The following is a 21,081-nucleotide window of genomic DNA, read 5'->3' as shown; positions in this document are numbered from 1 at the left end:
GGGTGTGCCGCGGGGCGCGGGTGTGCCGCGGGGCGCGGGTGCGTCGGGGCTGGTCGCGCCGGCGCGGCGGCAGCCGCATGTCGGGCGGGGGCCCGCGCCCCTGAGCGGCGCTCTAACTGACGGCGCTCTCGGACGAAGCCCGCTCCAGGATCCTCGAACCCCCCACCGGCAGATCCCAGAGGTCCTCGCGGGCCAGCTCCGCCCGCTCCCAGGCCGCCCGCACCCGCGTCAGCGGTTCGAGTACCGGCTCTGCCGAGAGGATGAACGTGCCCCAGTGCATGGGGGCCATCCGCCTCGCCCCCAGGTCCTGCGTCGCACGGACCGCCTCCTCCGGGTCGAGGTGGACGTCGCTGAGCCACCAGCGGGGATCGTAGGCGCCGATGGGCATCAGGGCCAGGTCGATACCGGGATAGCGGCGGCCGATGCGGGAGAACCAGTCGCCGTAGCCCGTGTCGCCGGCGAAGTAGACGCGGCCGCCGTCGGCCGCGGTGAGGACCCAGCCGCCCCAGAGGCTGTGGCAGGTGTCGATGAGGGTGCGCTTGGACCAGTGGTGGGCGGGGACGAAGTCGAAGCGGACCCCGGACAGTTCGGCCGCCTCCCACCAGTCCAGCTCGGTGACGGTGGTGAAACGGCGGCGCCTGAACCAGCGGCCGAGCCCGGCCGGCACGAACACCGGCGCGTCGCGCGGGAGGCGGCGCAGGGTGGGGGCGTCCAGGTGGTCGTAGTGGTTGTGGCTGACGACGACCGCGTCGACGCGCGGCAGGGTCTCCCAGGGGACACCGACCGGGGTGACGCGGGCGGGGGTGCCGAGGATGCGGCGGGACCAGACCGGGTCGGTGAGGACGGTCAGGCCGCCGATCCGGACGATCCAACTGGCGTGTCCCGCCCAGGTGACGGAGACGGTGTCGGCGGCCACGCGGGGCAACGGGCCGGGTTCGTAAGGCAGGCGGGGGACGTCGGCGAGGCCCTCGCGGCCGGGGCGGACCGAGCCCTCGCGGGCGAAGCGGGCCATGGCCTTGAGGCCGGGCAGGGGGGCGGTCAGGCGGTCGTGGAAAGTCCGTGGCCAGACGCGGAGTTCACCCAGCGGGCGGGGGTCGGCGAGCGGCGGGGACGCGGGCGGCCAGGGACCGGCTTCCCTGATCGTCGTGACGGTCGTCGTGGCGGTGGTGGTCGTGGCGGTCGCAGTGGCGGCGGTCTTCGGAGGGGCAGGCGTCGTGGGGGCAGTCGTCGTGGACCCTGGCTCATGCGTCTGCTGCGTCATCGAGGAGGCTCCCATCGCTGAGCGTCGTCGCGGAGATCGCCGAGTACCGACCTCAGGGACATCAACGCGCGTTGCACGTGTGGCAGTTCCAACGGCGCGGGTGACGTGAGGCATTCCAGGCGTTCCGATTCGACGCCGCCCAGCAGTGGCCCGGTGGCCAGCCGGACGCGCAGCGCGCCGAGGTCGTCGCCGAAGCGGTGGCCGCCGGCCGCCGGCATGCCCAGCCGGGCGGTGAGGAAGTCCTCCAACTCCTGTGCGTCGCCGACCCCTTGGGTGTCGAGCGCGGCGCGCAGCGGCTCCAGGTCGGCGTACAGGTGACGGCCGGCCTGCGGGGGCCGGGCCAGGGCACCGCAGGCGACGACCGCGGTGTGCGCGGCGGCGGCCACGCGCGCGTGCAACCGTACGACGGCTTCCCGGCGGGCGGTGACGGGCTCGGGCTCGCCGAGCGCGTAGCCCGCGGCGACCGCGACCGGTCCGGCGAGGCGGGCGCCCAGCGCCGTGAGGATGTCGAGCACGCGCGCGTGCAGGGCCGTACCGGTGGCGCCCGCCGGGAACCGGGCGACGGCGGCGGGCCAGCCGGCCGGCAGCAGGGCACCGGCAAGGTCGGTGACCACGGTGACCCGGTCCGGAAGCATCTCGGCGGGGCTGAGCAGCACGGTGGCGTCCGGGGCGTGCAGGGTGTCACGCCAGGTCTCGTCGCTGACCAGGTGGAGCCCCGCGCCGGTCGCGGCCTCCACGGTCTCGTGCAGCAGTTCGGGCGGGGCGACGGTGGCGGTGGGGTCGTCGGCGACGGAGAGCACCAGCAGCCGGGGGTCACCGCCCTCGTCCCGGACCCGGCGCACGGTCTCCAGCAGCGCGTAGGGGTCGGGCGCGCCTCCGGACTCGGCCGGGGTGGCCACGTGGAAGACAGGCCTGCCGAGGACTCTGGCGTACGGCGCCCACCAGGCGGCGCAGGGGCGCGGCACCAGGACGTCGCCGCCGAGCGCGGCGGTGAGCGCCAGCAGCAGGGCGGGGGCGCCGGGTCCGGCGGCGACCCGGCCGGGCGGGGCGGGCAGTCCGCGGTGTTCCCAGTAGCCGCGGGCCGCGTCCAGCAACGCCGGTCCGCCGCCGACGGGCTCTTCCGCGCCCCGGTTCGCGGCGGCGGCCAGTACGGCGGTGAGCTCGGGCAGGACGGGCAGCCCGTCGTCGGGCAGGGGCGGGCCGTAGCGGACCGGACCGTGGCCTTCGGGCGGCGCCGGCGCGCTCTCCCCCGGGGAGCTGCCGTCCGCCGGTCCGTGGGCCCCGGGATCCGTCCGCCGCATGTCCGCCTCCGCGCAGTCGGTGGTGCCGTGTGCTGTCCGGTCCTGGTCGTGCGTACGGTGCCGGAGAGGTCGCTCCGGGGTACCCGGTGACGGCCCGGTCACCCGTCCGCGCCGGACCTCCCGCCCCACAGCCGCCCGCCCCACAGCCGGTAGGCGGCACCGCAGCAGGCGGCCGCGATCAGCGTCCCGCCCGCGGCCAGCGCGGGGACGGACGTCTCGTAGGCGCCGCCGTCCCCGGCCGCCACCCCGTGCTGCAGGCCCGCGGCGGCGCAGGAGCCGTCGTCACCGCCGTGCGCCCCTTGGCACTCCCGCCCGTCGCCGCCCCCGCACGGCTGCTGGGCCCCGGCACAGGGCCGCTCGCCGGTCCCCCGTCCGGGGTCGGCGCCGTCCTCGCCCCGAGGATCCGCGGCGTCCCCGCCACCGTGAGTCCCGTGAGAGGCCGCACCGTCGCCGGGAGAGACCAAGGCGCCGTCACCGCCGCCGGCGGTGCCTTGCCCGGGGCGAGGCACCGTGCTCCCGTCAGCGCGAGGAGCCGTACCCCCGTCCGCGCCAGGAGCCGTCCGCCCGCCAGCGCCAGGAGACGTACCCCCGTCACCGCCAGGAGCCGTGCCCCCGTCCGCGCCAGGAGCCGTGCGCCCGTCCGCGCCAGGAGGCGTGCCCCCGTCACCGCCAGGAGGCGTGCCCCCGTCACCGCGGCTGAGCATGCCGTCGTCTCCGCCCAAGGCCGTTCCGGCGTCACCGCCGACGACCGCCGGCCCGTCGTCCCCGTGCGGGACCGCATCCGCGCTCCCCGGGGGCAGCTCACCTCCGTTCCCCGGGGGCAACGCGCCGCCGCCGACCTGCGGCAGCGCGCCACCGCCTACCTGCGGCAGCACGCCACCGTCTACCTGTGGCGGCGCGCCGCCGTCACCCTGGAGAACCATGCCGCCGTCCGGCCCGGAACCGGTGCCCGCGCCGTCGCTCCGCGCCAGGGCCAGGCGCGCGCTCCACGGCCGCCCCTGCTGTCCGCCCGCCCCCGGGCACGTCCCGTCGACCGTCCGGGTGCCGGCCGGCCCGGCACCTGCCGTGTCCTCTTCCGTGCCCCTTTCCGTGTCCCCCTCCGTATAAGTCCCCGTGGTGCTCCCGGAGACGACCCGCGCGGTGCCCCGATAGGTCAGGCCGCCGCCCTGTTCGACCCTGGCCAGCCGCACGGTGTGCCCGGCGAACGCCGACGACGTGGCGTCGATGGCCGCGGGCGCCTGCCCGGCGGCCTTCTCGCAGGTCACGGAGACGACGACGGTGGCGCCCGGACGGGCGTTGCCGGGGCTGACCTCGGCGGCGGGATCGGCGGCCGCGATGGCGGCCGTACCGGCGGCGCCGCACGCGGCACCCGCCAGGACGGCGACGGACAGGGCGCGAACGGTGCGGCGCATGGGTGCGGCTCCTTGCACGGATTGCACGGACGACTGCGGAGGCACGGGGTCCGTACCCCCGCAGCCATCACAGCCCGCCGTTCGCGCCGCCGCGCGCGGCCGGACCCCATTCGCGGGACACGCGCCCTCTTTCGGGTGACACCACGACCTGGTTCCGGCGGGGCTGGAACGGCCGGGTGGATCCCCGTGTCGGCCTCCTTTCCCCGGGTACGCGGTCCGCACCCCTGAAGCACTTGGAGGGAGAACATGCAGCGAGGCAGTGCCCGGCTGAACGTGTACCGGGACGACGAGATGAAGCACGAGCTCCAGGGCCTGCTCAGGTCCGGGCATCCGACGCGCACGGAGGACTGGAACGACCCCGAGCCGCCGGCCGAGGACGATCCGGAGGTGTACCGCGGTCCCAGGGTGCCGGGAAAGAGTGAGCGGCAGTCGCCGGAGAGCGTCCGGCTGGAGCTGGCCCGCTCCCTGAACCGGCACGACTTCCCGGCGACGGCGCGGGAGCTGGCCGACGCGCTGCGGCGCGGGAACGCCCACGACGATCTGGTCGAGCGGGTGTCCCGGCTGCCGCGCTCGGCGCGCTACGGCAACCTCCTGGCGCTGGCCGAGGCGGTGACCGGCGGGGAGTGAGCCGGGGGCAGGAGTACGAAACCGCGCGCCGGCGGGCCGCGCCGCCCGTCGGCGTGCCTCGGAAGGGAGTGAACGTCATGCGTATCGCGTTTCTGGCCGCGCCCGAGGGCGTCGAGCAGGTGGAGCTGACCGAGCCGTGGAAGGCGGCCTCCGACGCCGGGCACAAGCCGGTGCTGGTGTCGACGAAGCCGGGGAAGATCCAGGCTTTCGATCACCTCGACAAGGCGGACACGTTTCCGGTGGACGAAGTGGTCGGCGAGACGTCGGTGGAGTCGTTCGGGGCGCTCGTGCTGCCGGGCGGGGTCGCCAATCCGGACTTTCTGCGGATGGACGACAAGGCCGTCGCGTTCGTGAAGGGCTTCTTCGACAGCGGGCGGCCGGTCGCGGCGATCTGCCACGCGCCCTGGACGCTGGTGGAGGCCGACGTCCTGCACGGCCGGACGCTGACGTCCTGGCCGAGCCTGCGGACCGACATCCGCAACGCGGGCGGCACCTGGGTCGACGAGCAGGTCAAGGTGTGCGACGGCGGCCCGGGCAAGCTGGTCACCAGCCGCAAGCCGGATGACCTCAAGGCGTTCTGCGAGGCCTTCCTCGACGTGTTCGCCGAGTAGGCCGGGGCGGCGAGCCGGGACGGGGGCGCCGCGGCCTCAGCCGGCCGAGGCGCCCGGTGTCGCCGTCTCGGCGCAGTTCCGCTCCCGGGCGCCCTCCCGGGTACGGCCGGCGGTGACGAGACGCCGCGGATTGCGCCGCAGGTACTCGCCCTCCAGCTGGGCCATGCGCTCGTTGTGGGCTCGCAGCGCGTCGTTCGAGCCGTACAGAAGGGTGTCGTGGCGGGTCCGGTGGATGGTCTCCAGCTCCTTCATGAGCTGCTGGTCGTCCAGCCGGCTGGGGTCGACTCCGGTCATGGTGGTACCCCGCTCGTCGTGTGGGTCCCGGCGGTCCGGATTCCTGCCTCCACTGTACGAACATCCGGGCGCGCGGGCCTCCCTGCGGAGCTACCGCACCCGCTCCACCCGGCGCTCGTCCCACACCGGCTCCGGGGTCTCGCGGACCCGGCCGTCGCTGCCGAAGACCAGGTAGCGGTCGAAGGAGCGGGCGAACCAGCGGTCGTGGGTGACGGCGAGCACCGTGCCGTCGAAGGACTCAAGACCCTCCTGGAGGGCCTCGGCGGACTCCAGGTCGAGGTTGTCGGTCGGCTCGTCGAGGAGCAGGGCCGTCACTCCCTGCAGCTCCAGCAACAGGATCTGGAAGCGGGCCTGCTGGCCGCCCGACAGCCGTTCGAAGTTCTGTTCCGACTGCTGGGTGAGTTCGTAGCGGCGCAGCCGGGACATCGCCGCGCCGCGGTCCTGGGAGTGTTCCTTCCACAGGATGTCCAGCAGGGTGCGGCCCTCCAGTTCGGGGTGGGCGTGGGTCTGCGCGAAGTGCCCGGGCACCACCCGCGCGCCCAGCTTCCACTGCCCCGTGTGCGTCACGTCCTCGCCGGCCAGCAGCCGCAGGAAGTGCGACTTGCCGGAGCCGTTGGAGCCGAGGACGGCGACCCGTTCGCCGTAGAAGACCTCCAGGTCGAAGGGTTTCATCAGGCCGGTGAGTTCGAGCCCCGCGCAGGTGACGGCCCGTACTCCGGTACGGCCGCCCTTGAGGCGCATCCTGATGTCCTGCTCGCGCGGCGGCTCGGGCGGCGGGCCGGCCTCCTCGAACTTGCGCAGCCGGGTCTGGGCGGCCGCGTACCGGGAGGCCAGCTCGTGGGAGACGGAGGCGGCTTGACGGAGGTTCAGCACCAGCTTCTTCAGCTGCGCGTGCTTCTCGTCCCAGCGGCGGCGCAACTCCTCGAAGCGGGCGAAGCGTTCGCGCCGGGCGTCGTGGTAGGTGGCGAAGCCGCCGCCGTGCACCCAGGCGTCGGCGCCGGCCGGCGAGGGCTCCACGGAGACGATCTTCTCGGCGGCGCGGGCGAGGAGCTCACGGTCGTGGGAGACGAACAGGACCGTCTTACGGGTCTCCTTCAGCTGCTGTTCCAGCCAGCGTTTGCCGGGCACGTCGAGGTAGTTGTCCGGCTCGTCGAGCAGCAGCACCTCGTCGGTGCCGCGGAACAGCGCCTCCAGCACCAGCCGCTTCTGCTCTCCGCCGGAGAGGGTGCGCACCTGCCGCCACTGGGCCTTCTCGTAGGGCACCCCGAGCGCCGCCGTGGTGCACATGTCCCACAGCGTCTCGTGCTCGTAGCCGCGCACCTCGGCCCAGTCGGCGAGGGCCTGCGCGTACCGCAGCTGGGCCGCCTCGTCGTCGACGGTCATGAGGGCGTGCTCGGCCTTGTCGACGGTCTGCGCGGCCTGCCGGATCCGGGGCGGGGCGACGGACACCAGCAGGTCGCGCACGGTCGTCTCGTCCCGTACGGAGCCCACGAACTGGCGCATCACGCCGAGACCGCCGCCCACGGTCACGGTGCCGCCGTGCGGCTTCAGCTCGCCGGAGATCAGCCGCAGGAGCGTGGTCTTGCCGGCGCCGTTGGGTCCGACGAGGGCGACGGCGGCGCCCTCGCCGACCCGGAAGGAGACGTCGCCGAGCAGCGCCCTCCCGTCGGGGAGGTAGTACTCGAGGTGCGCGGCTTCCAGATGTCCCATGGTGAAGGATTCTGCGGGGCACCCGTGGCCGGGGGCAAACCGTTATCGGCCGGGGGCGGGCCGGCGGGGGGCTGGTCGCGCAGTTCACCACGCCCCTTGAGGGGCGCGGGGCTGTATCGATGTGCGGCTCCGCCGCGTGGGCGCGAGAAACCACAACGCACCCTCGGCCGAAAACGCCGGCGTCCCCCTACTCCAGCGGATCCCCCGTCGGCCCGCTCACCCCCGTCGGCTCCACGACCGCGCCCTCCCAGCTCAGGGCCTTCCAGCCGTCCGCCGGGGAGCCCTCCAGGACCACCACGCCCGTGTTCGCCAGGGGACGGGACGCGGCGAAGGGCACGTCCACGTTGTCGGCGCGGGCCGCCGTCCACAGGCGGATCGCGGCGCCGTGGCTGATCATCGCGACCGTTCCGGCGCGGCTCACGGCGGCCTCCGCGATCACCGCGTCGTAGCGGCCCAGGGCCTCGTCCCCCCTCTCCCCGCCGGGCATGCGCAGCGCGGTGTCCCCGGCCGCCCAGGCGAACACGGTGCGCATGTACCTCTCGCCGTGCTCGGAGTGGCCGGGCAGCAGCTCCAGGTCGCCGGCGGACACCTCCCGGATGCCGTCGCGGACGACCGGGTCGAGACCGCGGGCGGCGGCCAGCGGGGCGGCGGTGAGCTGGGTGCGGGTGAGGGTGGAGATGTAGAGGAGCTCGATGTCCTCGCCGGCGAGGGCTCCGGGGAGGGCCGCCGCCTGCCGCTCGCCGAGGGCGGTCAGACCGGGGCCCGGTACGGCGGTGTCGAGGAGGTATTCGACGTTGGTCGGGGTCTGCCCATGACGTATGAGGAGCAGGCGCATCCAGGGTTCCTCTCACTCGACCGCACCGTGTGCCGGCAGGAAAGTGCCGCTTCAGGGTAACCGCACCGGCATGAGCCCAGACGTCGACCTGACCCTCCCGAAGCCCGGCCGGCACGCGCTGCGCGACCGGCTGCTCGCCCTCGACAGCCGGCTGTTCGAGATCGCCGCCGAGCGGAACTGGCCGTTCGCCGAGCCGGTGCTGCCCCGGCTGAGCCGGGGCGCCAACCACGGGGTGCTGTGGTTCGCGACCGCGGCCGCGGTGGCCGCGACCCGCACGCCCCGGGCCCGCCGGGCCGCCGCCCGCGGCCTGGCCTCGCTCGCCCTGGCCTCCCTGACCATCAACACCCTCGGCAAGCGCTCGGTGCGGCGCCCCCGGCCGCGCCTGGACCCGGTGCCCGCGGTACGGCACCTGCGGCGCCAGCCGGTCACCACCTCGTTCCCCTCCGGGCACGCCGCGTCGGCGGCCGCCTTCGCGGCCGGGGTCGCCCTGGAGTCCCCGTCGTGGGGCGCGGTGGTGGCACCGGTGGCGTTCTCCGTCGCGATGTCCCGGGTCTACACGGGCGTGCACTTCCCGAGCGACGTGCTCGCGGGCGCCGCGCTGGGCGTCGGCGCCGCGTTCGTCGTACGGGGCCTGGTGCCGACCCGGGCGCAGACCGGCCCGCCGCCCCAGCCGCGCGCCGAGGCCCCGGCGCTGCCGGACGGGGACGGTCTGGTGGTCGTCGCCAATCGTGCCTCCGGCAGTTCCGACCGGGTCCGGGCGCTGCGCGACGAGCTGCCGAAGGCGGAGCTGGTGGAGTGCGCACCGGGCGAGGTGAAGGAAGAGCTGGCGAAGGCGGCGCTGCGGGCGCGGGCGCTCGGGGTGTGCGGCGGCGACGGCACCGTGAACGCGGCGGCCCACATCGCCCTGCGCCACGGGCTGCCGCTCGCGGTGCTGCCCGGCGGCACCCTCAACCACTTCGCCTACGACCTGAGCGTGGAGGGCGGCCGGGGCCTCGGCCGGGCGGTGCGCGAGGGCGAGGCGGTCCGGGTGGACCTCGGCCGCTTCGTCTGCGGTGACCGCACGGGGATCTTCCTCAACACGCTGAGCCTCGGTGTCTATCCGGAGCTGGTGCGGGACCGGGAGCGCTGGGCGCCCCGCATCGGCGGCTGGCCCGCCCAGGTGCTGGCCGCGCTGCGCGTGCTGCGTACGGACCGGCATCCGCTGCAGGTCGAACTGCGTGGCCGGACCCACCCGTTGTGGCTGCTGTTCGTCGGCAACTGCGTCTACCACCGGATGGGCCTGGCGCCGGGCCGCCGCACCGACCTGGCGGACGGGCAGCTCGACGTACGCGTGGTGCACGGCGGCCGGCACCCGGCGCTCAGCCTGCTCTCCGCCGCCCTCGCGGGCCCGCTGCCCCTCCCCCACTCCCGGCTTCCCGCAAGCGGGAGGTACCCCCACCCGGCCCGCGCCGAGACACGGGTGAGCCGGCTGCGGCTGACCGGGATCGCGCCCGGCACACCGCTCGCTTACGACGGTGAAGTCATCGATGTGGCAGGTGAGATGACCGTGGAGAAGCTGCCGCAGGCGCTGACCGTGTACCGGCCGCTGCCCTGACGCTCACTCCTTGCGGTGACGACCCGTCAGTCCATATCGCGAAACGCGGGTCTCATCATTCGGCATGCGAGCGTAGCGTTGCGCATACCGCGGGACGGGGCCGTCCGGCCCCGTCCGCCGGTGTGACGCGAAGGGGTCGAGCCATGTCGAAGCCGCAGGAGACCGCTGTCTACACGCACGGTCACCACGAGTCGGTGCTGCGTTCCCACACCTCGCGGACGGTCGCCAACTCGGCCGCCTACCTGCGGGGTTCCCTCAAGCCCCACATGAAGATCCTGGACATCGGCTGCGGCCCGGGGACCATCACCGCGGACCTGGCGGCCCTGGTCCCGGACGGCCATGTCACCGGCGTCGACAACGCGCCGGGCATCCTGGACCAGGCCCGCGCGACCGCCGCCGGGCGCGGGCTGACCAACGTGGACTTCGCGGTCGGCGACATCCACGCGCTGGACTACCCGGACGACACCTTCTGCGTGGTCCACGCCCACCAGGTGCTCCAGCACGTGGGCGACCCGGTGCGGGCGCTGCGCGAGATGCGCCGGGTCACCAAGCCGGGCGGGTTCGTCGCCGTACGCGACGCGGACTACGCGGCGATGACCTGGTACCCGGAGGTGCCCGGCCTGGACGACTGGCTGGAGCTGTACCGGCGGGTGGCCCGGGCGAACGGCGGTGAACCCGACGCCGGGCGCCGGCTGCGGTCCTGGGCGCTGGCGGCGGGCCTGACCGACATCACGGCCACCTCCGGCACCTGGACCTACAGCACGGCCGAGGAACGGGCCTGGTGGGGCGGACTGTGGGCGGACCGTACGGTCGCCTCCTCCTACGCCGAGCGGGCCGTACGGGGCGGGCACGCGACCAAGGAGCAGCTCGCGGAGATCGCGGCGGCCTGGCGGGAGTGGGCGGGGCAGGAGGACGGCTGGTTCGCCGTACTGCACGGAGAAGTTCTGTGCCGTAAGTGAGCCTGATCCGCGAATTTCGGGAAACCCGCTTTTGCAGGAGGTTCACATGGTTCCCATCCTGCTGGTACTGCTTCTGGTCCTGATTCTTTTCGGGGCCGGATTCGCGGTGAAACTGCTCTGGTGGATCGCGCTCGCCGTACTCGTGATATGGCTTCTCGGATTCCTGGTGCGCGGCACGACCGGCGCCGGCGGCAGGGGCCGCTGGTACAGGTGGTGATTCCGCCACCGACCGGTGGCGGAATCACTCGCGCGGCAGCAACGGTCCCAGCGGCCCGAGGTCCAGGTTCAGGTCCTCGGGCCGCAGTCCGTAGCGGTCCCGCAGCTCGGCCATGCGGTCCTCCAGCAGCATCAGGGTGAGCCCGATGCGCTCCTCCTGCTGTTCGGTGAGGTCACCGGTGTCGAAGCGGCGCACCGCCTGCCGTTCCATCAGCTGGCGCAGCAGCTCCACGACGGTCAGCACGAGTTTCACCAGGTCGCGCTCGACCGTGTCCGGTTCGAGGTCCAGCCGGTTGCGGTGTTCGCTCACGTCGGCTCCCCCCACGGTGCGGGCACTTGCGCGTTGACCGAGCTGATCAGCGCGTTGAGGTCGATGCGGACGAGGTCGACGTCCGCGATCCGCAGGGTGATGTCACCGGTGATGACCACCCCGCCGGCCAGCAGCCGGTCGAGCAGGTCGACCAGGGCCACCTCACGGCGTTCCACGACGGTCACCGCTGCTCCCCCGCTTCCGCCGGCTGTGCCGGCTCGGTGGCCGGAGCCGGCATCGGCTCCACGGCCGGCTCGGTGAAGGAATAGGCCGCCCAGGGCCCGGTGAGTTCCACCCGCATGTGCGGGGCCTCGTCCTTCGTACGGTCGACCAGTTCCACGAATTCCTCGGAATCCGCGCGCGGCACGAGATAAGCGGCGTTGAGCAGGTTCTGTCCGGAGACTCCGGAAAGCATCGCGTTCTGCGGAGGGTGCAGCCGGGAATCCTCGGCACGCTCGGAAAGCCGCTGATGCAGAATGCGGGCGAATTCCTCGGCGGCCCGCCATTGCTCCTCCTGCGCGTGCGTGCGCATCCGCCGCTGCCGCAGATAGTCCCGCCCGCTGGCGGGCCGGCCGGCCGGCGCGGACGCCTGCTCGGGCGGGTCGACGTAGAGCTTCACGCCCCACTCCACCCGCCCGTCCAGCCGGTCGAGGGCGCGCAGGAAGTCGGCCTCGCGGGCCTCCATCATGGTCCGCACGCCGCTGTCGTCCCGGAAGACCGTGGCCAGCCGGAGCGGCAGCGGCGTGGTGACCGTGGTGAGCGCGTCGATCACCCCCTGATGGGCACGGGCGGTCGCGGCCAGCCAGTCCAGGTCCTCCAGATGACCCCGCAGCGGCTCCGCGGCGAAGTCGCCCTCCGGGACCGTACTGACGACGGCGACCAGGCCGCGGTGCCTGAGCAGCCCCGGCGGGGCGCCGGCCACACCGGTGAGCTGGGCCTGCAGGGCCGCCGCGAACGGACGGCAGACGGCGTACACGTACCGGAGTCCGCCCTGTGCGGTCATCTGTCCTCCTCCTGGCGCTTCTCGCGCTCCCGGAGCTGTCCCCGGCCGCCCTCCAGGGCCTCCAGGGCGGCCAGCCGCTCCCGCAGCTCGCGGTTCTCCCGGGTGAGCTGATTGCTCCGGGCGCGGGTGGAGAGTTCGGGGTCGTGCTCCCACCAGTCGATGCCCATCTCCTTCGCCCGGTCGACGGAGGCGACGACCAGGCGGAGTTTTATGGTGAGCAGTTCGATGTCGAGCAGGTTGATCCTGATGTCACCGGCGATGACGATGCCCTTGTCCAGGACGCGCTCCAGGATGTCGGCGAGGTTGGCGCCCCCGCCGTCCCGTCCGTAGGGCTCGGGCATCCGGCCGGCCATCGTCATCGACGGCTCCGGGAACCGGCGTACTCTTCCTCGTACTCCGGCTCTTCCTCGTCCTCGGTCTCCTCTGTCTCCTCGGAGTCCTCGTACTCGTCCTCGGGCTCCTCCTCGCCCTCGGCCTCGGCCTCGTACTCCTCATCCTCCCCCTGCTCGGCGTCCTCCGCCTCGTCGTAGGGCTCCTCGCCCTCGTACGACTCCTCGTCCGACGCCTCGTTCTCGGCCCCGTTCTCCTCCTCGGCCGCGTTCTCCTCCTCCTCGGCCAGCGCGTCCTCGTGGCTGCGGACGACCTCGCCGTCGCGGATCTCACCGCGCCAGCCGTCGTCCACCTCTCCCTTGAGGGTGATGTGGCGGGCGTAGTGCTTGAGGTCGAGACGGACCCGGCGGCCCGAGGCGCGCCAGACGTTCGCGGTCTTCTCGAAGAAGCCGCTGGGGTAGTACTCGATCACCAGCAGCACCCGGGTGAGGTTGTCGTCGAGCCGGTGGAAGGTGACGACTCCCTTGTGGGTGCCCTTGGCACCCGACGTCGACCACTGGATGCGGTAGTCCGGGACCTGCTCGACGGTGCTGCCCTTCCAGCTGCGACTGGACCACCAGATCTTGCCCTGCCAGTCCGACGAGGTGTCGTCGGAGCGGCTGGCGCTCTTGACGCCCTTGGCGAAGGTGCTGAAGTCCTGGTAGCGGGTCCACTGGTCGTAGGCGGTGCGCACCGGCACGCCGACATCGACCGACTCGATGATGACGGTCGGCTTCTGCCCGCTGCCCTTGCCCTTGCCTTTGCCCTTGCCGCCGCCCAGGTTCTTCACCTTGTCCATCACGGTGTCCTTGGCGTGGGTCAGGCCGAGCTCCAGGGCGGAGCGCACCGGGCCCTTGCCCTCGGCGACCTTGCGGCCCGCGTCGAGGGCGAGCTTGGCGAAGCCCGGGCTGTTGCCCTCGGCGATGTCGTTCAGTTTGCCGGTGGCCTCACCGAGCTTGCGCCCGGCGCCCACCATCATGCGCTCGGTCTGGGCGGAGAGGTATTCCTGCAGCTCCGCCTTCAGGCGATCGGCGGCCTCGGAATGGGCCGCGTCCATGAACGGTCCGCTGTTCATCGGTCACCGCCTCCCTTCGGCCGGGCCCGGCCGGCCGTCTTCTTGGCGGCCGCCCGGCCCTGCGCGGCCTTCTTCGCCGGCGCCTTCCTGACGGGCGGCTTGGCGGACGATTTCTTCGCCGGTGGCTTCTCGGCCGCCTTCTTCGAGGGGGCCTTGCGGGCCGGCGCCTTCCGGTCCGGCCGCTCCTCGCGGTCGCGCCCGGCCCTGTCGCGCCCGGCCCTGTCACTCCCGGCCCGGTGGCTGCCGGCCTTCTCCTCCGGTGCCTCGTTCTCCTCCGGTGCCTCGTCCTCCTCGTATTCCTGGTCCTCGTATTCCTCGTCCTCGTCCCGGCCGCCGCCGAGACCGCCGGTGTCGGGCACGACACCCGCGAGCTGGTCGCGTACCTCTGCGGTACGGCCGTGCAGCCGGTCGGCGAAGGCGTCGAGCCGCCGTTCGACCATGGCACCGGAGGCGGCCTTGCCGACCCCGCGCAGATCGTGGCGCAGTTGCTCCCCGATCTCCTTGAACTGCGGGTTGTCGCGCAGTTGCTGGTTGGCCAGGTCGAGCACCGCCTTCGGGGTCAGGTTCAGCCGTTTGCCGGCCACCAACGACCCGACCGCGACGGCCATTTTGAGCTTCTTGGTCCGGCCCAGCAGGTATCCGGCCCCGATCGCGAGGCCCAGTCCCATGCGGTTCATGTATGCGTCCCATTGCCGGGCCCCACGCCTTTGCGCAGGGCGATCTCCAGCCGGTCGAGAAGCTCGTCCTCGGCCCGGTCGAACTCCTCCTCGTCGATCTCGCCGACTTCCAGCCGCTCTTCCAGCCGGGCCAGTTCGGCCCGGACCGCGGCGGGGTCGTAGTAGATCCGCTCCGCCTCCTGCACCACCTGCGCGATGGCCCAAGCGCTGCCGCGCACGGGCGCGAAGGGCAGTAGCAGCAGCTCCTTGACCAGTCCCATGGGTGCCTGCTCCTTCGGTTTGCTACTTCTCGGCCGCTCCGGCCGCGCTGGCCGCCGGTTCGGCCGGCCCCGGTTCGACGAAGCTGTACGGCGGGAGCGGCCCGTTGACGCTCAGGTCCAGGTGCGGATGGCTCTTGCGCAGCCGCTCGACGCCGGCCAGGAATGTCTCGGCGGAATGCCGGTCCAGGAGGAACGACAGGTTGACGAGCCAGCCGGTGGATTCCGGACCCACGCTGACGGCGGACGCCTCGGGCTCCAGTGCCTGCCGCACCTCGGCCGCGTCCTCGGCCTCCCGGGCCTTGACGGCGCCCGCCACCATCTCACCGAGCTCCAGCCGGCTCTCGTACGACCCGCCGCCCGCCTTCCGGTTGGCCTCGGCCAGGGCGCGCAACTGCGAGTTCTCGGACATCACGCGGTGCAGCACGGCCTCTTCGACATGGCTGGCCTTGACGTTGTACTCGACCTTGCCGTCGAGGGCGCGCAGCCGTTCCAGGTAGTGGTCGGCGCGTTCGGCGAGGACCCCGGTGACGGTGTCGTCGTCCGGGGAGACGCTGCCGAACCGCATGGGCAGCACGCAGCCGCCCGCCCCGGCCTCGGCCAGCACGTTCTGGTGGGCGAGCAGGTCGCGGCGCTTGGGCCGGAGTCCTTCGGGGGCGTCGCTGACGACGGCGGCCAGTTCACCCTCGGTGAGCACCCGCACCGGGCGTGGCGGGTCCCCGACCCCGTCCATACCGTCGGGCAGAGCGGGATGCGCGGCGGCCGTGATGCCGTAGACGTACGTACTCACTCCTGTTCCTCCCTCTCCTTGCGACGCGCCGGGGCGGTCCTACGGGGGCGCCTGGACTCGGGGTCGGAGTGCTCCTCGCGGGCCTGCTTGAAGGCGTCCGAGATCGTCTCGGCGGCTCCGGAGAGCGCGCCCTTCGACTTGCCCCGGGCACCGGACTCGGTGATCTCCCCGACGAGGTCGGGCAGGCCGGGGCTCTTGTGCGGCCCCGCCTCCAGGTCGAGCCGGTTGCAGGCCTCCGCGAAGCGCAGGTAGGTGTCGACGCTGGCGACGACGACCCGTATGTCGATCTTCAGGATCTCGATGCCGACCAGGGAGACACGTACGAACGCGTCAATGACGAGCCCCCGGTCGAGGACGAGTTCGAGCACGTCGTAGAGGCCGCTGCTGCCGCCTCCGCCGGTCTGCTGTGCCGGTACAACGGTCATGCCTGTCCAACCTCCTCCATGTCATGGGCCCGGTCCGTGATCAGTGGTCACGGTCGGGCGGCCTAGCGGCCGCCGGGCCGGCGCGCGTCGGCGCGTCCGCGTTCGTAGCGGCTCACCCGCCGGTAGCCGGTGAGCTCCCCTTGCGGATCGAGTTCGACCTGGTAGCTCGCCATCAGGCTCATGGTGTCGGGCACCCTGGGCAGCTCCAGGACTTCGACCACCAACTCCCAGCCGTCCTCGGTCTGTTCGAAGGACGACACGGACTCGGCGGACATCCCGGTGAGCTCCGCGAGCTGGGCGCGGGCCTGGCGCAGAACCTCCATGGGGCTCGGCCGGTCCGGTGCCGTGTCGGGTCCGTCGTCGCGTTTGCGTTCTTTGCGTGAATCCTGCGTCCGAGACGTGTCGTTTGTGTTCGTCATGGCCACCTCTTGGTTCGAGTGGCCGGAGGTCCCGGAGTCAAACCTTCACAACCGGCCTGTGACGGGGTGCGGTCAGCCGGATCCGGTGCGCAACGCGTCCAGCCGCCGCCGGGCGGGTCCGAGCGCCCGGCCCCGGGCGGGGATGCCGGCCCAGGGCCTGGTACGGGCCTGGTCGACGGCGTCGGCGATGGTCCAGCGGCGGGCGTCCAGGGCCGGATCGGCGAGCTGGTCCCAGCTGATCGGTACGGCGACGGGCGCCCCGGGCCTGGCCCGCACGGTGTAGGGGGCCACCGCGGTCTGGGCGTAGGCGTTGCGGCCCGTGTCCAGGAAGAGCCGGTCGCCGCGGTCGGCCTTGCGGACGGCCGTGGTGAGCCGGTCGGGGTGCTCGGCGGCGAGCAGGTCGGTCAGGTCCCGGGCGAAGGCGCGGACCTCGTCGACCTCGCTGTGGCCGTTCAGCGGTACGACGAGGTGCAGTCCCCGGGATCCGGTGGTCATCGGGGCCGACGGGAGCCCGAGCCGGCCGAGCAGGTCCCCGGCCCAGCCGGCGGCCTCCCGCACCAGGGCGAAGTCCTCGCCGGGCGGGTCCAGGTCGAGGACGAGCCGGTCGGGACGGTCGGGGGCGGTGGTGCGGGAGAGCCAGCGGTGCAGGGTGAGACAGGCCTGGTCGGCGAGGAGGACGAGGGTGGCGGTGTCGCCGCAGACCACATGGGTCACGGTCCCGCCTTCCTTGGCGACCTCGGCCCGCTCGATCCAGTCCGGATAGTGGTCCGGGGTGTTCTTCTGCATGAACCGGGGGCCGTCCAGGCCGTCCGGGTACCGCTCCAGCATCAGCGGGCGTCCGCGCAGGTGCGGCAGCAGGTACGGCGCGACGGACTTGTGGTATTCGACGAGGTCGGCCTTGGTGTACTCCTTCGCGGCGCCGCCCCCGCCCCCGTCCCCGTCGCCGGGGAAGAGCACCTTGCCCGGCCGGTGGATCTCCACCGTCCGGCGGCCGGCCCGCACCGGCCGCACCTCGTCCCGGCTCATCGCACGACCGCCTCCTCGACCATCAGCCGCCCGGCCGCCGCGATCGCGTCGGCGTCGATCCCGGCGGCGTGCAGCTGCTGGTCGGGTGCGGCCGAACCCGGCATGGTCCGCACGGCGAGCCGGACCAGCCGCGGCACGGGCCGGCCGTCGGTGAACGCCTCCGCGACCGCGTCGCCGATCCCGCCCTCCTCGTGGTGGTCCTCGACGGTGAGCAGACAGCCGGTCTCCTCGGCGGCGACGCGCAGCGTCCGCCGGTCCACGGGCTTCACGGAGTACAGGTCGACGACCCGGATCAGGATGCCGTCCTCGGCGAGCGCGTCGGCGGCCTTCAGCGCCTCGTGCACGGTGACCCCGGCGGCGACCACGGTCAGCCGGTCCTCCTCGGAGGACCGCAGCACCTTGCTGCCGCCGACCGGGAACTCCTCGTCCGGGCCGTAGATCACCGGGCCGGCCCCGCGCGAGGTGCGCAGATAGCGGATGCCGTCGAGTCCGGCCATGGTGGCGACGAGCCGGGCGGTCTGGTTGGCGTCGCACGGGTAGAGCACGGTCGAGCCGTACACCGCGCGGAACATCGCCAGGTCCTCCAGGCCCATCTGGGAGGGCCCGTCCTGCCCGATGGCCACGCCCGCGTGCGAGCCGACCAGGTTGATCCCGCTGCCGCTGACGGAGGCCATGCGCACGAAGTCGTAGGCCCGGCTGAGGAAGGCGGCGAAGGTGGCGGCGTACGGCACCCAGCCGCGCACCGCCATGCCGACGGCGCCTGCCACGAGTTGCTGTTCGGCGATGTAGAACTCGAAGTAGCGGTCGGGGTGTTCCTTGCCGAAGAGCTCGGTACGGGTGGAGTCGCCGACCTCGCCGTCCAGTGCGACCACGTCGGCGCGGGCGTGGCCGAGCGCGACGAGCGCCTTGCCGAAGGCGTCCCGGGTGGAGACCTCTTCTCCCCGGTCGTAGCGCGGGAGTTCGAGGGCGCCGGTGGGCACGGAGTGCAGGGCGCGGGCCGCCGGCGGCTCCTGCACGTGGACGCGCAGGTCGCGTACTCCGCCGAGTTCGGCGACCGCCTCCTCGGCGTCGGGCAGCGGCTTGCCGTGCATGCCCTCACGGTCCTCGACGGCGGCGACGCCCCGGCCCTTGCGGGTGCGCGCGAGGATCACCGTGGGCTGTCCGGCGGTGGAGGCGGCCTCGCCGCAGGCGCGGTCGACGGCGTCCACGTCGTGGCCGTCGATCTCCACCGTGTGCCAGCCGAAGGCCTGGAAGCGGCGGGCGTAGGCGTCGAGGTCGTGGCCGTGCCGGGTGGGGCCGCGCTGCCCGAGCCGGTTGACGTCCACGATCGCGGTGAGGTTGTCGAGGTGCTCGTACCCGGCGTGCTCGGCAGCCTCCCACACGGAGCCCTCCGCCAGCTCGCTGTCCCCGCACAGCACCCAGACCCGGTAGCGGCCGTGTTCCAGCCGCTTCCCGGACAGCGCGATCCCGACCCCGACCGGCAGGCCCTGGCCGAGGGAGCCGGTGGCGGTCTCCACCCACGGCAGCCGGCGCGGGGTCGGGTGCCCCTCCAGATGGCTGCCGAGCTTGCGGAAGGTGAGCAGTTCGGCGTCGTCGATGGCGCCGGCCGCCTTGTAGGCGGCGTACAGCAGCGGCGAGGCATGGCCCTTGGAGAGGATGAAGCGGTCGTTGCCGGGGTGCTCGGGCCGCTCGAAGTCGTAGCGCAGATGGTGGGCGAGCAGGACCGCCATCAGATCGGCGGCGGACATCGACGAGGTCGGATGCCCGGACTCGGCGGCGGCTGCCGCCCGCACGCTGTCCACGCGCAACTGCTGAGCGAGCTCGACGAGTTCGGCGGTGTTCATGTGGCTCCTTCCGGGGGATGGTCGGTGACGGATGCGGGGGCCTTCGGCAGCTCGGGCGAGGCCGTGTCCAGGGGCACCGACCAGGACCGGACGAGGCCCAGCTGGACGCCCTGGCGCGGCAGTACGGCGTCCAGCAGCCAGTCGGCGGCGACCCGGACCCGCCCCGCGGGCATCGCCGCGAGGTGGTAGCCGCGGGTCACCAGCCCGGCGGGCGGCCCGGACAGAGGCACCCCCAGCGGGTCGGCGGCGGCCTGCACACCGCCGAGGTCGACGACGAACCCCAGGTCGCGGTGGCGATAGGGGCGCCGCCGGTGTCCGGCGCCGAGCGAGGCGGCCACGTTCTCGGCGGCCACCCGGCCCTGCCGCCAGGCGTGCTGCGCGGTCATCGGCGTGAACCCGCCGGGATTGACGAGGTCGGGCACCGCGGCCGCGTCCCCGCAGGCGAACACGTCGGCGCAGCCGGGCACTTGAAGGTACGGGTCGACGATCAGCCGTCCCTTCTCCAGCGGCTGGCCGGTGGCCTCCACGAGCGGGTCGGGCCGTACGCCCACGCACCACACGAGGGTCCGTGACGCGACGAACTCCCCGTCGGAGAGCAGCACCCCGTCCCGGGTGGCCTCTTTCACGGAGGTTCCCATCCGCACCTCGACCCCCCGTCGGCGCAGCACCCGGTCGGCCGTTCGGGACAGCTTCTCGTCCATCCCGGGCAGCACCCGGGGCGCCACGTCCAGCAGCAGCCAGCGCGGCCGCACCCCCTCCGGGAGGCGGTGGCGGCGGGCCAGCTCGGCGGTGAGCATCCGCATGTGGGCGGCGACCTCGGTCCCGGTGTACCCGGCACCGACGACGACGAAGGTGCACCGGGCCGCGGCCTGCGCGGGGTCGTCGGCCACGGCTGCCAGTTCGATCTGCCGGATCACGTGGTCCCGCAGATAGAGCGCCTCGGGCAGCCCGCGAAAGCCGTGCGCGTGCTCGGCCACACCCGGGACGGGCAGCAGTTTGTTGACACTGCCGACGGACAGCACCAGCCGCTCGTAGCCGAGGCTTCCGCCGCCGCCCTCGGGGTCGGTGTAGTGCACACGGTGCCCGTCGAGATCGACATGATCCGCCTCCCCGAGCACCGTCCGCACCCCGCGAAGGGCACCGGGCAGTGGGAGGGCGATGCGCCGGGGATCGAGGATCCCCGCGGCGACCTGGGGCAGCAGGGGCAGATACAGAAAGTAGTCGGTAGGGTTGAGCAGGGTGATCTCGGCACGGTTCCGAGCCAGCCGCGCGAGCGTACGGGCCGCGCGGTACCCGGCGAACCCGGCGCCGACAATCACGATCCGGGGTCGACGACTCACGGTGCGCCTCCGGCGGTACGAGGTCCAGGGCCTCCCACGTAACCGTAGGCTCGGCCTCGAAACGCCGCGCGTCGGAACACCGCCACCCGCAGCGCGCCCCGAACGGGCGCGGGGCTGTCATGCATGTGCGGCTGCCGCCGCGTGGGCGCGAGCGGGCACCCGCCCCTCGCGGCCGGCCGGCCGCGCCCACTGCAGCGGCGCTCTGCGTCAACCCCGGTGATGGGGCGACTCCGGGTCGGTACCCGGCTCCACCGGCGGAGCCTGCGGCATGGGCGGATAGGGCAGCCCCAGCCCACTGGGCGGCCCGCCGGGCGCCGTCCCCCCGATCACCCGCTGCGGAGCATGCGGCCTCTTCGGCCGCCCCGCCTCCCGCAGCCCGTAGGCGACCGCCCCCAGGATCACCGCGGTGACCAGCGCCGCGGCCCACGCCGGCAGCAGGATCGCCCATGCCAGCCCCATGGCCAGCGCCACCGCGGCCCCCGCGTACAGGGCCACCGCCCCGGAGGCGCCGTAGAGCATGGCGGCCCGCCGCCGCTTGCGGCCCTGCTCGCGCAGTTCCTCGCGCACGGTTTCGCGCGCGACCTGTGCCAGCTCGTCGACAAGGTCCTTGTCCAGATGTTCGAGATGATCCAGGTGTTCCATGCCCCGCGGGTACCCGGACCGGTCGTGCCGTAACAGGAGATCACCGGAGGGGGCGTCCTGGCGGCCCACGGCAACTAGGCTCGT

25 protein-coding genes are annotated in these 21,081 nt (G+C 73.4%); 5 read left to right on the top strand and 20 right to left on the bottom strand.

Annotated features, from left to right (window positions below):
- Positions 1 to 112: 112 nt before the first annotated feature.
- The 3 genes from LQ326_RS17230 to LQ326_RS17220 form a co-directional block, all read right to left on the bottom strand.
- The gene (locus tag LQ326_RS17230) at positions 113 to 1,261 is read right to left on the bottom strand and encodes an MBL fold metallo-hydrolase (RefSeq protein WP_234537604.1); all 1,149 of its coding nucleotides are present in this window, start codon (positions 1,259 to 1,261) and stop codon (positions 113 to 115) included.
- Positions 1,258 to 2,562 carry an aminotransferase class I/II-fold pyridoxal phosphate-dependent enzyme gene (locus LQ326_RS17225; RefSeq protein ID WP_234537602.1) on the bottom strand — a complete coding sequence of 435 codons (1,305 nt, stop codon included), beginning with the start codon at positions 2,560 to 2,562 and terminating at the stop codon, positions 1,258 to 1,260. The genes LQ326_RS17230 and LQ326_RS17225 overlap by 4 nt, the downstream gene beginning before the upstream one ends.
- A 98-nt stretch (positions 2,563 to 2,660) precedes the next feature.
- A complete protein-coding gene (locus tag LQ326_RS17220) occupies positions 2,661 to 3,974 on the bottom strand; it encodes a hypothetical protein (protein ID WP_234537600.1) in 1,314 nt (437 codons plus the stop codon).
- A gap of 246 nt (positions 3,975 to 4,220) precedes the next feature.
- On the opposite strand from LQ326_RS17220, the gene LQ326_RS17215 reads away from it, so the two are divergent.
- A complete protein-coding gene (locus tag LQ326_RS17215) occupies positions 4,221 to 4,601 on the top strand; it encodes a DUF2795 domain-containing protein (protein WP_234537599.1) in 381 nt (126 codons plus the stop codon).
- 77 nt (positions 4,602 to 4,678) lie between these two features.
- On the top strand, positions 4,679 to 5,212 hold the full coding sequence (locus LQ326_RS17210) for a type 1 glutamine amidotransferase domain-containing protein (RefSeq protein ID WP_234537597.1): 534 nt from the start codon (positions 4,679 to 4,681) through the stop codon (positions 5,210 to 5,212).
- 36 nt (positions 5,213 to 5,248) lie between these two features.
- Here the strand turns inward: LQ326_RS17210 and LQ326_RS17205 are convergent, their stop codons facing one another.
- The 3 genes from LQ326_RS17205 to LQ326_RS17195 all read right to left on the bottom strand — a co-directional run bounded on the left by LQ326_RS17205 (position 5,249) and on the right by LQ326_RS17195 (position 8,051).
- Positions 5,249 to 5,506 carry a DUF6158 family protein gene (locus LQ326_RS17205; RefSeq protein WP_181808091.1) on the bottom strand — a complete coding sequence of 86 codons (258 nt, stop codon included), beginning with the start codon at positions 5,504 to 5,506 and terminating at the stop codon, positions 5,249 to 5,251.
- A 90-nt stretch (positions 5,507 to 5,596) separates the two neighbouring features.
- Positions 5,597 to 7,216 (bottom strand): ATP-binding cassette domain-containing protein, encoded by a 1,620-nt coding sequence (locus LQ326_RS17200; RefSeq protein WP_234537593.1) that lies wholly within the window; start codon positions 7,214 to 7,216, stop codon positions 5,597 to 5,599.
- A gap of 187 nt (positions 7,217 to 7,403) precedes the next feature.
- A complete protein-coding gene (locus tag LQ326_RS17195; protein ID WP_234537591.1) occupies positions 7,404 to 8,051 on the bottom strand; it encodes a histidine phosphatase family protein in 648 nt (215 codons plus the stop codon).
- 70 nt (positions 8,052 to 8,121) lie between these two features.
- Between LQ326_RS17195 and LQ326_RS17190 the strand changes: the two genes are divergently transcribed.
- From LQ326_RS17190 to LQ326_RS17180, 3 genes are all read left to right on the top strand, one after another.
- Positions 8,122 to 9,645 carry a bifunctional phosphatase PAP2/diacylglycerol kinase family protein gene (locus tag LQ326_RS17190; RefSeq protein ID WP_234537588.1) on the top strand — a complete coding sequence of 508 codons (1,524 nt, stop codon included), beginning with the start codon at positions 8,122 to 8,124 and terminating at the stop codon, positions 9,643 to 9,645.
- A 143-nt stretch (positions 9,646 to 9,788) separates the two neighbouring features.
- On the top strand, positions 9,789 to 10,604 hold the full coding sequence (locus LQ326_RS17185) for a class I SAM-dependent methyltransferase (protein WP_234537586.1): 816 nt from the start codon (positions 9,789 to 9,791) through the stop codon (positions 10,602 to 10,604).
- Positions 10,605 to 10,650: 46 nt separating this feature from the next.
- Positions 10,651 to 10,821 (top strand): hydrophobic protein, encoded by a 171-nt coding sequence (locus tag LQ326_RS17180; protein WP_234537583.1) that lies wholly within the window; start codon positions 10,651 to 10,653, stop codon positions 10,819 to 10,821.
- Positions 10,822 to 10,845: 24 nt separating this feature from the next.
- Here LQ326_RS17180 and LQ326_RS17175 read toward each other — a convergent pair whose 3' ends face one another.
- The 14 genes from LQ326_RS17175 to LQ326_RS17110 all read right to left on the bottom strand — a co-directional run bounded on the left by LQ326_RS17175 (position 10,846) and on the right by LQ326_RS17110 (position 20,997).
- A complete protein-coding gene (locus LQ326_RS17175; protein ID WP_234537581.1) occupies positions 10,846 to 11,130 on the bottom strand; it encodes a gas vesicle protein K in 285 nt (94 codons plus the stop codon).
- Complete coding sequence (locus LQ326_RS17170) at positions 11,127 to 11,315, bottom strand: gas vesicle protein (protein ID WP_046730146.1); 189 nt, start codon at positions 11,313 to 11,315, stop codon at positions 11,127 to 11,129. Before LQ326_RS17170 ends, LQ326_RS17175 begins: the two co-directional genes overlap by 4 nt.
- Positions 11,312 to 12,133 (bottom strand): GvpL/GvpF family gas vesicle protein, encoded by an 822-nt coding sequence (locus LQ326_RS17165; RefSeq protein WP_234537578.1) that lies wholly within the window; start codon positions 12,131 to 12,133, stop codon positions 11,312 to 11,314. Before LQ326_RS17165 ends, LQ326_RS17170 begins: the two co-directional genes overlap by 4 nt.
- A complete protein-coding gene (locus LQ326_RS17160) occupies positions 12,130 to 12,492 on the bottom strand; it encodes a gas vesicle protein (protein ID WP_234537575.1) in 363 nt (120 codons plus the stop codon). Before LQ326_RS17160 ends, LQ326_RS17165 begins: the two co-directional genes overlap by 4 nt.
- On the bottom strand, positions 12,489 to 13,577 hold the full coding sequence (locus tag LQ326_RS17155) for an SRPBCC family protein (RefSeq protein WP_234537574.1): 1,089 nt from the start codon (positions 13,575 to 13,577) through the stop codon (positions 12,489 to 12,491). The genes LQ326_RS17160 and LQ326_RS17155 overlap by 4 nt, the downstream gene beginning before the upstream one ends.
- The gene (locus LQ326_RS17150) at positions 13,574 to 14,254 is read right to left on the bottom strand and encodes a DNA primase (RefSeq protein WP_234537571.1); all 681 of its coding nucleotides are present in this window, start codon (positions 14,252 to 14,254) and stop codon (positions 13,574 to 13,576) included. Before LQ326_RS17150 ends, LQ326_RS17155 begins: the two co-directional genes overlap by 4 nt.
- On the bottom strand, positions 14,251 to 14,514 hold the full coding sequence (locus LQ326_RS17145; RefSeq protein WP_234537568.1) for a gas vesicle protein GvpG: 264 nt from the start codon (positions 14,512 to 14,514) through the stop codon (positions 14,251 to 14,253). The genes LQ326_RS17150 and LQ326_RS17145 overlap by 4 nt, the downstream gene beginning before the upstream one ends.
- Positions 14,515 to 14,536: 22 nt before the next feature.
- Positions 14,537 to 15,301 carry a GvpL/GvpF family gas vesicle protein gene (locus tag LQ326_RS17140; RefSeq protein WP_234537566.1) on the bottom strand — a complete coding sequence of 255 codons (765 nt, stop codon included), beginning with the start codon at positions 15,299 to 15,301 and terminating at the stop codon, positions 14,537 to 14,539.
- Positions 15,298 to 15,726 carry a gas vesicle structural protein GvpA gene (locus LQ326_RS17135; protein ID WP_234537563.1) on the bottom strand — a complete coding sequence of 143 codons (429 nt, stop codon included), beginning with the start codon at positions 15,724 to 15,726 and terminating at the stop codon, positions 15,298 to 15,300. The genes LQ326_RS17140 and LQ326_RS17135 overlap by 4 nt, the downstream gene beginning before the upstream one ends.
- Positions 15,727 to 15,788: 62 nt before the next feature.
- Positions 15,789 to 16,145 carry a gas vesicle protein GvpO gene (locus LQ326_RS17130; RefSeq protein ID WP_234537561.1) on the bottom strand — a complete coding sequence of 119 codons (357 nt, stop codon included), beginning with the start codon at positions 16,143 to 16,145 and terminating at the stop codon, positions 15,789 to 15,791.
- Between the two features lie 72 nt (positions 16,146 to 16,217).
- Positions 16,218 to 17,171 (bottom strand): non-homologous end-joining DNA ligase, encoded by a 954-nt coding sequence (ligD, locus tag LQ326_RS17125; RefSeq protein WP_234537559.1) that lies wholly within the window; start codon positions 17,169 to 17,171, stop codon positions 16,218 to 16,220.
- The gene (locus LQ326_RS17120; RefSeq protein ID WP_234537557.1) at positions 17,168 to 19,015 is read right to left on the bottom strand and encodes a transketolase; all 1,848 of its coding nucleotides are present in this window, start codon (positions 19,013 to 19,015) and stop codon (positions 17,168 to 17,170) included. The genes ligD and LQ326_RS17120 overlap by 4 nt, the downstream gene beginning before the upstream one ends.
- Positions 19,012 to 20,355, bottom strand: coding sequence for an NAD(P)/FAD-dependent oxidoreductase (locus LQ326_RS17115; RefSeq protein WP_234537556.1), 1,344 nt, complete (start codon positions 20,353 to 20,355; stop codon positions 19,012 to 19,014). The genes LQ326_RS17120 and LQ326_RS17115 overlap by 4 nt, the downstream gene beginning before the upstream one ends.
- A 207-nt stretch (positions 20,356 to 20,562) precedes the next feature.
- Positions 20,563 to 20,997 (bottom strand): phage holin family protein, encoded by a 435-nt coding sequence (locus LQ326_RS17110; protein WP_234537554.1) that lies wholly within the window; start codon positions 20,995 to 20,997, stop codon positions 20,563 to 20,565.
- Positions 20,998 to 21,081 lie beyond the last annotated feature (84 nt).

The sequence above is a fragment of the Streptomyces shenzhenensis genome (assembly GCF_021462265.1).
Taxonomy (GTDB): domain Bacteria; phylum Actinomycetota; class Actinomycetes; order Streptomycetales; family Streptomycetaceae; genus Streptomyces; species Streptomyces shenzhenensis.
The sequence above is the reverse complement of the archived record's forward strand: the minus strand, read 5'-3'. Positions and strand labels throughout refer to the sequence as shown.